Annotated in this window: 10 protein-coding genes and 2 pseudogenes; 1 reads left to right on the forward strand and 11 read right to left on the reverse strand. The window is 48.1% G+C overall.

From position 1 onward, the window contains the following. Nucleotides 1–10: 10 nt before the first annotated feature. Both HV261_RS09885 and HV261_RS09890 read right to left on the reverse strand, forming a co-directional pair. Nucleotides 11–1,162, reverse strand: a complete 1,152-nt coding sequence (locus tag HV261_RS09885) for an IS30-like element IS30 family transposase (protein WP_001254932.1) — start codon at nucleotides 1,160–1,162, stop codon at nucleotides 11–13. Nucleotides 1,163–1,229: 67 nt separating this feature from the next. Next, nucleotides 1,230–1,496 (reverse strand): annotated as a pseudogene (locus HV261_RS09890) (transposase); the annotation flags it as partial. A 72-nt stretch (nucleotides 1,497–1,568) separates the two neighbouring features. Here HV261_RS09890 and HV261_RS09895 point away from each other — a divergent pair. Next, nucleotides 1,569–2,498, forward strand: a pseudogene (locus HV261_RS09895) (GGDEF domain-containing protein); the annotation flags it as partial. 595 nt (nucleotides 2,499–3,093) lie between these two features. Here the strand turns inward: HV261_RS09895 and HV261_RS09900 are convergent. The 9 genes from HV261_RS09900 to HV261_RS09940 form a co-directional block, all read right to left on the reverse strand. Continuing rightward, nucleotides 3,094–3,966 (reverse strand): hypothetical protein, encoded by an 873-nt coding sequence (locus tag HV261_RS09900; protein WP_202038162.1) that lies wholly within the window; start codon nucleotides 3,964–3,966, stop codon nucleotides 3,094–3,096. 32 nt (nucleotides 3,967–3,998) lie between these two features. Further along, entirely contained in the window at nucleotides 3,999–4,571 is a 573-nt protein-coding gene (locus HV261_RS09905) for a recombinase family protein (RefSeq protein WP_202038163.1), read from the reverse strand. A 314-nt stretch (nucleotides 4,572–4,885) separates the two neighbouring features. Beyond that, on the reverse strand, nucleotides 4,886–5,446 hold the full coding sequence (locus HV261_RS09910) for a hypothetical protein (protein WP_202038164.1): 561 nt from the start codon (nucleotides 5,444–5,446) through the stop codon (nucleotides 4,886–4,888). A gap of 9 nt (nucleotides 5,447–5,455) precedes the next feature. Further along, the gene (locus HV261_RS09915) at nucleotides 5,456–5,899 is read right to left on the reverse strand and encodes a structural protein (RefSeq protein WP_202038165.1); all 444 of its coding nucleotides are present in this window, start codon (nucleotides 5,897–5,899) and stop codon (nucleotides 5,456–5,458) included. 990 nt (nucleotides 5,900–6,889) lie between these two features. Further along, complete coding sequence (locus tag HV261_RS09920) at nucleotides 6,890–10,009, reverse strand: DUF927 domain-containing protein (protein ID WP_202038166.1); 3,120 nt, start codon at nucleotides 10,007–10,009, stop codon at nucleotides 6,890–6,892. Further along, nucleotides 10,006–10,392 (reverse strand): hypothetical protein, encoded by a 387-nt coding sequence (locus HV261_RS09925; protein ID WP_202038167.1) that lies wholly within the window; start codon nucleotides 10,390–10,392, stop codon nucleotides 10,006–10,008. Before HV261_RS09925 ends, HV261_RS09920 begins: the two co-directional genes overlap by 4 nt. Continuing rightward, nucleotides 10,389–10,643 (reverse strand): helix-turn-helix transcriptional regulator, encoded by a 255-nt coding sequence (locus tag HV261_RS09930; protein ID WP_202038168.1) that lies wholly within the window; start codon nucleotides 10,641–10,643, stop codon nucleotides 10,389–10,391. The genes HV261_RS09925 and HV261_RS09930 overlap by 4 nt, the downstream gene beginning before the upstream one ends. Further along, complete coding sequence (locus HV261_RS27645) at nucleotides 10,643–11,119, reverse strand: host cell division inhibitor Icd-like protein (protein WP_326929138.1); 477 nt, start codon at nucleotides 11,117–11,119, stop codon at nucleotides 10,643–10,645. Before HV261_RS27645 ends, HV261_RS09930 begins: the two co-directional genes overlap by 1 nt. Before the next feature lie 104 nt (nucleotides 11,120–11,223). Then, a complete protein-coding gene (locus HV261_RS09940; RefSeq protein WP_202038169.1) occupies nucleotides 11,224–12,039 on the reverse strand; it encodes a hypothetical protein in 816 nt (271 codons plus the stop codon). Nucleotides 12,040–12,058: the final 19 nt, after the last annotated feature.

Below are 12,058 nucleotides of genomic sequence, written 5' to 3' on the forward strand. Positions count from 1 at the left end.
GGTTGTAGATTCAATCTGTCAATGCAACACCCCTTTCAATTATCTCTTTCGGTGTTTTGAACTTCAGTGTCTTTCTCGGTCTGTTGTTTAGCTGAGCAGCAACCAGATCTAGTTCATGTTGAGTATATTGGGCAAGACATGTCTTTTTAGGAAAGTACTGCCGAATTAGCCCATTTGTGTTCTCATTTGTTCCCCGCTGCCAAGGACTCTGAGGATCGCAGAAGTAAACTTTAACGCCGGTGCTGACAGTAAATTCTAGATGTCTGGCCAGTTCCATTCCTCTGTCCCATGTCAGTGATTTTCTGAGTTCTGACGGTAAACTCAGGAATTTGTCGGTAAGAGCCTGATTTACTGAGACAGAATCTTTGCCCCTGAGTCTAAGGATGATCGTATAACGTGATTTTCGGTCTACAAGTGTGGCTATATGAGAGTTTTTTGTACCTGAGACTAAATCGCCCTCCCAATGCCCCAGAGAGCGTCTGTTATCGATATTTCGGGAACGTTCGTGAATTGGTGTTCCGTTCACTATGTTAATCGTACCTCTTTCGCCTTTGCGGGTATGACGCCTGCCATGGCGAAGGCTATGCGACCGTCGCAGATGCTGTATATTCAGGTGGTGTAGCGCTTCACGGCTACGAAAGTACAGCGTTTTATAAATTGTCTCAGGTGATATTCGCAGCGTTTTTTGACGTGGTTTTGTTCGCCTTAACCATCCTGATATTTGCTCTGGAGACCATTTCATCTCCAGCTTTTCCAGAACAAGCTTTCGCAATGGTAAATTTTGATCCAGTAAGCACGGTTTTGGCCTTTTCGCCATTCTGTTGGCTCGGTTATTAGCATCAACAGCTTTGTAATAGCGTCTGCCCCGATTACGCTGAACTTCACGTGAGATCGTCGAAGGACTGCGATTCAGCGCAGTAGCTATCGCACGAATGCTCATTTTGGCTGACAAACCAGCTCGTATCTCCTCGCGCTCAGACAGTGTCAGGTGAGCTACAGCCCGCTTACGCTCATGGGGTTTTATGCCGCCAGTATCCCTTAACATAGTGAAGATCGTTCCGGGTTTTGAACCCAGGATATTCGCTATTTCACTGAAGCCTGTTCCGTTCTTCCATAGTTCAAAAACAGAGGCTTTTTCCTCTGCTGTAAATGTTCGTCTCATTCAAAAAACCTCCGCAACCCCATGTTTTCACATAACTGTTGCGTTGACCAATTGAATCTACAGTAGCCTTTTTTAATATATCCCGTTCCATTTCAACGCGTTGAAGTCTTTTCTTCAACTCACGTATCTCAATCTGCTCAGGTGTCATGGGTGAAGCTATGGGTGATTTTCCCGCTCGCTCTTCTTTCAGTTGTCGAACCCATTTATCCATCGTGGATTTGCCGACATTCATCGCAGTGGCAGCGGCGGCAACGGTGTAATGCTGATCGAGTACAAGCTGGGCAGCCTCGAGGCGAAACTCGGGGCTAAAATTGCGTCTGTTACGTCCGGTCATAATGTCACCTGTTTTGACTATGAGGTGATGATATCACCTCTATTCAGGTGGCCAAATTCACTATGCCACTACATGTCACGAGCGTATGTCTTCAGTGAGAATAATGCGGCTAAAGAGGACGAAAACTATCGCATCTTCTCACTGATGGAGAACGCAGAAGAGGAAAAGGAACGGCAGACTAACGCGTTACTGACGTGGGAAATGACGCTGCTTTATAAAGTCATGTTTGACTCCAGCATCGGGAATAGCAGCCCGCTTGGTCAATCCGATTTCGGATTGTGGTTTAGCCATAAGGGACGTCATTACTTCAGTGGGATTGCTGAGGCAGGACATATATCCCGCCTGATCCAGGATTTTGATGACATTTTTAAAGATATCCGCATCTCTGACGATGCCCTCGCCAGTAAACCGCGACGGGTTAAGTTTTTGCAGCAAACACGGAACATACTCTCGCAAATCGTCACTTTACTGCGCGAACTGTTTGATGAAGTCTCGCGACATGAGGTGGGGATGGACGTGTTGACGCGCTTGCTGAACCGTCGTTTTCTGCCAACCATTTTTAAACGCGAAATCATTCACGCCAGTCGGAGCGGGATACCTCTTTCGACGCTGCTGATTGATGTCGACAAATTTAAGCAGATCAACGATACGTGGGGACATAACACCGGAGATGAGATCCTGCGTAAAGTTGCCGGTGCGTTTTATGACAATGTGCGTACCTGCGACTATGTTTTTCGTTATGGCGGCGATGAGTTCCTCATCATCCTGACCGAAATCACAGTGGCAGACACTCTGCGCATTGCGGAGCGGATCCGCAAAGGCGTGGAGAGAATTAAGGTGAACTCTCCGACAGGCGAACCCATTTTACTTTCTCTTTCAATCGGTGCAGCGATGTTTAATGGACATCCCGATTATGAGCGCCTTATCCAGGCGGCTGATGAAGCGCTGTATGGCGCAAAACGCCGGGGGAGAAACTGTGTGGAGCTATGGCAAGTACCGTGATGGTGAAATAAAACGCAGCGTTGCGTGATAGATGTGATGGTGTCCCCTGCAGGAATGATTAAGTAAGGTAACGTCATGACTATTAATGATATTTATTAGCTGTGTGTTTGGGGGGATACATAGAAGGATATCTCGAATCGATGAGGCCACCAGCCAGATAATGAAATCATCGACATAATCATCAAGCCCGTACCGCAAGCTTTGCTGTGCTATTCCTTCATGCAATGGATAATGGAAGAAGAGCATTACTGTTCATCATAAATGGAAGATCAGTTTTTGGCTGGCCCATCAGGTAGATGCACCAGCTAATACATTTTTTATAAAATGTAATCATGGTTATGTCATTTACATCAATTCTGGCTCAGGAGGCTTGACGCCACTGCCATGACATAAGAAACATATGCCATTATCAACATGTTTCCACTGCTTAAAACGCCCCGTACCATGACATCTGGGGCAGCGTGATTTTGTAAATTCACGCTCAACCTTGGTTTCACCTTCGATACAACCAGACTGACTTGGTGTAATTCTGGTTATGCGTCTTTTGTTGCGTATTATTGCCATAAATCACCTTCTTAACATCGGATTATTAATTTTAATTTGTTGGTATTACATTGTAATAAAACCCGCCAGCTACTGAGATGATGAAATCATCAACATAATCATCAAGCCCGTACCACAGGCTTTGCTGTGCGATTCCTTCATGCAATGGATAAACATCAAGAGCCTCAAGAGGCGAAGCATTTTCCGGTACCTCGCCATCAGGATACGCTTCGGTGTATTCGTCCGGGTCTGTAAACCGCCAGTACTCTTCGTGGGTTATACCAGAGTTCGCGAAGGTCATCACATTGGTAGCGCAAGCGGTATCTACCAGCGCCGTTATCTCCTGAATGATAAGCCCGGCGATCATCGGCGGTAAATGTTCAGTATCAATTCCATTCACGATAGTCCGCGCATAATCCCTGTATCGTTCGTCAGTGCCACAGTAGCGGTATTTTTCAATAAAGCCAGCAATCAGGCAGAGTGAATCCGAAATCTCGCGCCTGTCCTTCTCTGTACTTCTCCTGAAGGGGATCGCCATCAGGTCGGTAAGAATATTCAGATAGTAAGGTTTAAGCCCGCTGTATCGTGCTGACAGCGTTTCTTCGGCGTTTTTTATGTATGCCTCATATTTCTTCTTTCCTTCAGTATTGAGCACGTCACGAGCTGCTATGAGGTTCTCTCTGACGAATCCTAGTCCATAAAGATACTCAGTTAACATTCCAGTATTACGGCTGCTGAAAAACGTCTTGATATGGTGGGCGCGAATACCGAGCGCATTGTTAGGCGCAGGGTCGAACTCTTCCGATCCTGAATAGAGACGAACCTCTTCCTGATGTTCGCGGAGTTGCCGCATAGCGGCATTAAGTTTTTGAACGGTGTTAGAGAACTTAGTATCGCTCATATATTTGGGGTTATCAGTCAGCATGGTAATTCCTTGGCGGTAACGGAAAAGGGCGTTCAATTCTTAAATCGGTAGATGGTAGTTTTACCAGCCTTTATGCCTTTGGATGCCAGCTCGGAAACGATTTGCGGATAACTCAGGCCATCAGCCCAAAGAGTAGCGATTAAGTCACCATGTTCGAATTGAGGCCGACCACAATGAACCCCCTCGGCCTTGGCGCGAGCGATCCCTGCATCACGGCGTTCTGCGATGATACTTTTTTCCATCTCAGCAAAACCAGCCATCATGTGGAGCATCATCTTTCCGGCTGGCGTACTAAGATCGAAACCTTCCCGGAGGCTAACAACCTTCACGCCCTTATCTGCCAACGCCTTGACTGTTGTCAGCACGTCAACGGCATCACGCCCGAGGCGGTCAATTGCAACCACCACGAACACATCACCTTTACGCGCCATTTTCATCGCGTCATTTAGGGCGGGGCGCTTGCTGGCAGGAACGCTACCGCTTATCCCCTCATCGCAGAATTGAAAATCTTTCTCGACTGCGTAACCCGCTGCTTCTATTTGTTGAATCTGGTTTTTTGCGTTTTGCTCATCAGTGGATACGCGCAGATAGGAGATAACAGCCATTTCGTTGCCTTTTGTTCATAAAGTCATTCCGTAAATTGTATTTGTTCATAAATTATAAAACAACCTTTTTGAACGTATCATTCGAATGTTATTGTGATGTTCGTAAAGGGGTTCCTTTACGAACTGTTGCAAACCCATCAAGCGAGGCTCTATGAATACAATGTTTCTACTCATGGCTGAATATGAAATGCCATCGGTTCCACTGTCGGAGATCTGCTAGAAGTATCTCGGCATCAAACCGACCACATCAGAGAAAAAGGCGAGGAGATTGGCTCGCCTCACTGATTAAATTCTTCCTCCGAACGGTAATTTAATTAAAGTGGCGTACCTGTATGTTTTGGAATTTGCGCGACGGCCGCAGCTGTCAGGTATGACCGCATCTCCTCAGCCACCAGCCCGCGATTGATTGCAATAGTGGCAAATTGCGCAGGTGTATATTTGATGCTCGGTAACCCGAACTCCTCGGTCAGAAGATCGATAGCTTCCATTGCTGCAGCCCCAGTACGCAGGAATGCAGCTGAGTTATCACGGCGGAGGTCTTCTTTGTAGGCTGAATGCTCGCAGGCGGCCATGTAATTGGCTATTGCTTGGTGTGTCTTGGTTAGGACAGTGATTTCAAAGCCTTGCGGGTTCGTCTCTTGCATGGTGCGCATGGCTACCATTTCTGGAGTGGCGTATAGCCACTTAATAGCGTTGATAAATTCGCGTGCTGCGGCCTGCCGGCATTTCTTGTTTTTTCCAGCCATAGTTACAGCGTAGCTCTGACCATTGTCGCCTTCAATGGCTGTGCGAGTGCCGACAAAGAAAGTTACGCGGTACGGCTTTGCTGAGTCAGGAAGACTCCATACGTTAATATGCAGGTTGTCTAATTTCATGTGGTCTCATCAATATTCCGACGATGGGTGCGACTTAATCCATTCGTTCCATGTTGTATCTTGTGGTACTTGCCCCAGCGCGCTGGCACGCGTTCTTTTCCAGTTGAGAGTTGGCAAACCAATCAGTTCGGGTTCGATAAGCCAAGGTAACTCTAAACAGCGACAGCCGTCATGGTGCGGCACGCGAGGCATTTCCCCTCGCTCGATTTGTTCCCAAGTCCAGCTTGTGCCGTCCAGTTCCCCGCACTTCTGACAAGTTTTCCAATCCAGCGTGGCCATGATGCGCAATCCCTTACTAATGTCGCCCATTTCTTCGCGGGTTGGGCTGTAGGGATTTATTGCGGTGGGCTGTGGCAGGGTATCTCTCGCCTTTTGCTCATCGGTGCGCGTGATGAGTCCTGGATATGCTGTTTTGGTTACTGCTCCCGGTTTGATTTTTTTATAGCTTTTCATGGTGTCTCTTGGTTGGTTACGGGACAGCATTATGTGCTTGGTCTTGATTGAATTATGGTTTTGAAATGCGGTGCAGATATTCACATTACGATCAGGTACCCACCATCAGATTGGTGTGGTGCGTCCTATGCTTGATTTTTTTTGTTGAGGCAACGTTCGTCATATCCTTACGAACTACGGCAAGTCAGTATGTCTATCATCATCTCGCTTTAGTTATGCATTGATTGAGTTCCCCCCAACCCAAATACAGCACCAGAACTCAACACTGCCAACATGCTTTTACACAGTTGCGGGTACGGAAAGGGGCGGGTTAATCAGAGCAGAGTTACAGGCTGAGTGGCTGGTTCCATCATTGTCGCTGCGGTGCTGTCCTGCCCCCGGCTGATCGCGAGCGGGCGAGGTTCGCCTGCGGGAGTGTTCGACCACCCCGGCTTTTGGCTCCATATCAGCGGCTTTGGCTCCGCGAGCAGGCAAATTGGCTCCGGGAAATGATTTCCAGAGAGATCTTTTAAATTTCAATCAATTCCTCGCGGAGCCATGGAGCCAATGGAGCCAGCAAAAAATACCTATATACGTACACAAGATGATGTGGCGCTGTATTAAAAACGGACATTGCGCCACGGTCGAGATTTTCCATACGCGAAAGAACGCATGGCTCCATTGGCTCCATTGGCTCCATATACATGTATTCATATATAAAACAGTTAGTTATTGTATTTTTCATGGAGCCAAATCTCTTTTATTTGGAGCCAAATGCATATTATTTGGAGCCAAATGCATATTATTTGGAGCCAAATGCATATTAAATGAGCAACAATGCTCACTGGTTTGTATGAAAAGTGACCGAAAAAAATATTTATTGGCAAACCGTTCAGATATGTGTGTGGCGCGGCGCGAAAATTCAGCCCCATTCCGTTAGGGCTGTATTTTTCTTTTGGGTGTTTTATAGAGGTGAGGTTGTTAGGGGGAGCCAGCCGACAAGATAGAGGGTTAAATCTCTGACGCTTCCTCCGGTGCTGAGATTTTTATCAGTCGCATTTTGGTTGTGGCCGAGCCGCTCCGCACCCATCTTGATACAGTCCCATCCCTTTCTCCTCGGGCATTGTCGGGTGTCTCGTGATAACCGTACTTGGTTAGTACTGACAACAAATCACCGCCAGACATACCACAGGCCTCTTTTGCCGCGTTATTGAGTTGGCGTTTATTGAGGTAGAACACAGGGCGACATTCATCACCCTGGTTGGTTTCAACCATATCTAACCATCCCGCAGACTCATCGCCACCGCGCTGGAGATTGGCTTTATTGCCCTCTCTGGCTATTGCTCCCATACGGTTGATTGCACCCGTAAGGTAATCCCACAATTCAGCGGCAGCGGTCATGTCTCGCGCGTGGCCTACGTCATTACTCGCCATTTCTTCGAGCATGTTGCTGCACACGGCTTCAAATATTTCATCTTGGGTGAATCCAGTGATGTTTGAGGACATCACCCCAGCGGCGTAGGTTACGCCGTAAAGTGAGTGCGCTCTGACTTTATGCCCCTCTCGGGCGCTCATAACGTCTGGGTATCGTTGATGCATCAGACTCTCAAATTGATTCGAGCAGGTTTTCAGACTGGACTGGATATTGTCCCAGCCGATAGCACTCAAATGATTTAGCCATTCCACGCCGACCACACCGTTATACGACAGCATTACCGTAGTTAGGGCGTTGGCAAAGCTCCGAATGTCGCGATGTCCCTTTAAGTCTTGCGGTTCTATGAATGGTTGCTCAATCAGGCGCCCCTCCGCGCCTGCTTTAAATCGATGCTTTTCTTTCTGCCATAGTTCGTCGGCAATTGTCTTTTCCGCAGTCATCAGGCAGATCGTGCTAAATGAGGTGACTGGCATGTTTTTGCCGTCTTGACCGCTGCGGCCTTTGGCTTTGCCGTTAGCAATTGAATAAACAAGGTTCTCAAAGTCAGCGCCCCGGAGGTTAGGCATTGCTGAAAGGTCATCAATACGCATTGCGGAACCGCTGGAACTGACAGCGCTATTGATGATTGCCGTATAGGTGGCATTCGCACTTTCAGTAAGCTGGTCTGGATTACCCCACAGGCTTGCGCCAAGTTTCATCGCCAGCGTTTTACCCTTTCCGGAGCGACCGTAAACATTGACCGTGATGCCTTCAGCTTTGATTGAGCCGTTACGGATAGGGAACAGGACTGAAGCCAGTTCCAGCAGTATCTGAAACGTAAGGCCATGGTTGCCTTTGGTTAGCTCAATGACGTTTGCCCGATAATCCGCAGCAGTACCAACTACGGATGCTCTGTATTTACTATCAACGGGACTGTCGAACTCGAAAAGTACACTGTCAGACAGATATGTTTTTCCAGCCTGCGAAACGTAGAATTTTACGCCGTCGTGTTCGTGCCAGCCGGGGGCAGAACCATAGACTGCGGCCAGTAAATCCTGCTCTACCAGATAAGCATTGCGATAGAAATCAATACAAGCCCCGTCTACGACAACATTGGAGCCGAGCGACCTCAATGCCGCAGCGAGGCGCTTGGCATCACTCGACCAAGGCAAAGACACGCGGCGCGAAGAATTGCTGATATTTTCAAAGGTGATATACGCTTCATGCTCTTTGTATCCCCTCAGCGCTGGCCTAACTCCACGCAGAATCTCGGAGGTTCTGGCGTGTTTAAATGCTCCCGAGCGACCATCTTCATCGCGCCCGGTGGTAGGGTCTACCAATGCAATTGATTCATCATCGCGTTCAACAATGAAATCAGTACCATCAGGCTGCTGGTCTTGCGGTGTAACCTTGTCGGAATAGTATTTTTTGTAATGGTCAGGCGTGCGAAACTTCGCAATGTTTACCGTAGCAGGGATTCGCAGAACACTTGCAACGGGCTGGCTTTGCTCTGGATTGCCTGCCGTTACATTTGATGCGTTGACCTCCCAAGGATATGGGTTATGATTCGCGCTGTTTTGAGCTGTACCTGATAAAGCCTCTTGCCCGGAGGCTTTTTCTTTTCTGGCCTTCTCCAGCTCGCGGTTAAATTCCTCGGTCATACGCTCTACTCCCAGCTCGATGCGTACATCATCCCAATCCTGTTTCTTTCTGCCCAGGCATAGCGGGGCGACAACCAGACCGTCTACCGACTTGGCGGCTTCATTGGCTTTTACCAGCCCGGTGTTTTGCTTTGGCCTGTCGTAGGCGTCAACATCGCTTGGTGCGTGATAGTCGTTATCTGCGGCGATGATAATCTCAAGCGCCGGAAAACGATCTCTAAAGGCCGTGGCGACGTTTTGAAGGTTAACCGCGCTAATAGCTGCTACAACATGAGAAAGCGGCTCAGAGATCGATACGGATCGTCCTGTGGCATATCCCTCAGTAATGATAAGGGTGTTAGAGTCGTTATTTGGTTGTACGTCGATAAATGCGCCGGAAATAGGTGCATCTTTCATTAGGCTCTTGTGTCGCGGTTTTCCGTCATCGTCTAAAGCTCCCGGAGCTGGAAGGTACTGCACCGAACGGTAACGACCATCAATATCAGTAAGGGCGATAACACCATCACCACGAGCGGTAACGGGAAGAAGGCATTCATTCAATCCTTTAGCCTGTAAGTAGGCACAATCACCCAGCGTGGCGCGAGAAAGAGCACTAAGAACCTTTTTCTCGGCGGAGGCGATTTGCTGCGCCTCCTGTTCGGCTGATTCGCGCTGGCGCTGTTCAAGGGCTTCTTTCCGTGCACGCTCCTGGGTTGCTTTCTGCTCTGGCGTTAATGGGGTGTACTTTGGATCATCTTCAAAGAACCTCAGGCCAAGGCGCTCATCCACTAGCTTAGCTGCCTGGCGAATCAGCGTTCCTGATACTCGCTCTTCCCGAGATGCTCCCAGCTCTTTACGGGCGATCAAATCAAGGATGCCGAAGCCACAGCCTTTTACACCGCATGTGCAAATGTATGTGCCAGCGTTTGCGCCGGTCATTCTCACCCGGAACTTGACCTTGCCGCATAGTGGGCACTCATGTTCTTTGGTCGATTGTTCGCATGGGATTGAAAACCCCGCGCAGGCGGCGGGGTAATTGGTTTTCATCCAGTGCTTAACGCAGTCGAGGGCGCTCACCGCGTCACCTCCAGTAATTCTGCTGCGCGGTCATGTGAATAACGAAAACCGACAGGGATCATGATGAGCCGCGCTTCATGCTGCGTTATGCCTTTACTGCTCATACTTGAACAGGGATCAACACCGGCAATCACTTTTAGTTTTATAGCCTGTCCTGGCTTAAGACGTGGATAACCCCCGCATTTCATCCAGTTGTGATGGCATATCGTCAGCCCCAGTTCATCACCGGAATTAAGCGATGCCACTCCTTCGATAGCATCAACGATACAAGTACATGCGTGTGTCGTTTTCCCCCTGAATTTAAGAGGCTTCATAGCAGTTGTTACCGTTGCGGTGATAATGGCTGTTTGGTTTGCTGATACGGAAGACGGGCGGTTATTCATTTGGATGCCCCTTCTACTACGCCAGAACCGATACGCTTTGCGGTTTCAATCAGGTAATTTTCTACGTCCTCAATGCGCCAGACGCACAGGCAAGGGGAGATCTTAACGGATGCCGGGAAGTTGCCCTTCTTCATTTCGGCATAAATCCATGAAGTTGAGCGCCAGACCATATCCTTTACTTCGCTGATACGAATGTGTTTTTTTGAAGGGTCAAAAGGTTTGTGTTTGAAGTTGATAGCGGTAGCAGCCATTACAGAGTCTCCTCGTTCTGGATGACACCAGCGAAAGAAAGGACGTATTGACGACTGGCAGACAGACGGGCAAGGCGTTCAGTTGCTGCGGTGATGTGCAACATTACCGGGCGGCTTGATTGGATATTGGCACGCTCAACAGCGGCGAAGATGAAAGTTTTAAGGCGTGAGTGGGCGTTGATAGCCATGAAGGCGATCTCCTTTTGCAGTGATTTTAAATCACCACCAAGGGACGCCAATCCAATGGTGGTGAGACTGGTTGCAGATTGGCGTACCGGCGCAAAAGGAAACTTCCGGCGCTTCGTGAGAAGCTCCACAACCAGCCCCACCATTGAAGATGTGCTGATTTCAGACAATAAAAAACCGCGAGTCGCGGCGTTATTATCGCCTTTTGCATTTACCAGACGCCAATCTGGTGCGCCTGATTTTGCAGGCGCTTGATTATGATGCGCTAAGTACGCGTGAAGTGTCAACATTGAATACCCCTCTTTCTAATTCCAATTCGATGGGGGGGATTCTCAATTATTGTTTTAGGGCTTTGGCGTACCGCTAGCGGTAGCCAAAAATAGAAGTATGATTCTTAAGTGATTTTTCGTGAATTTTTCTTTTTTGCAGGTAACCACGCCTTTATCTCTTCGTGGGTTGTGCCCTCAAGAGTCTCGGCCTTTTCTGGCGGGGCTATTTCTCTGATTCGTTTAATGAAAGCGTCTTGAGATGCCCACGACTGAGAATTCCATTGCGCCATGACCCATTTTCTTAGCCGTTCTTTTAAGGTGGCTGCTGATGGTGGGTGCGAACCACCAGACGATTGGCTCTCACTCATAGCCCCAGCTTGCTGGGATTCGTAGAAAATAAACAACTGGTTTAATGCATGAGATAATGATCGCCTTTCGCTTTCAGGTCGGTACTCTCTGTTTTTATCTGGGCAATATCGAAGAAAATCCTGAAATTCAGCTACCTTTCTGTATTCTCCGATTGAGTGAATGAAGATAGTTCCCTTATCTTTTTGATGCGCTTCAATAAGGTCTGTCGCACTATCAATGATGCCTCTATTGAAAATAATGAGATCGGCAATTATTTGCTTCAATTTATCTTCCGTAACACCGTCAAGCGCCTCAATAATCGAACTGGCAGACAAGTCGCGTTCGTGATGTGGTGTGTCAATCCAGTACCCGGAATCTGCGGGGGATTTAGGATGATCACGTAATCGTGAGTTTCGTAGATAAGCGAAGTTGTAGGCTCTTTCATCCTCAGCGATGGTTAGTGCAGATTTATGATTGGAGCTAAAACCCTCCTGCGCATGGATGTTACGGACTACATCGATACGCTTTTCAAGATTTGAATGGCGGATGCGCTTGTTTCTTTCCAGTACTTTTGTCAGTTTTTTATCGATCATGATATGAGCCATTACGGAA

Origin of the sequence: Citrobacter sp. RHBSTW-00671 (assembly GCF_014103415.1) — a bacterium.
Taxonomy (GTDB): domain Bacteria; phylum Pseudomonadota; class Gammaproteobacteria; order Enterobacterales; family Enterobacteriaceae; genus Citrobacter.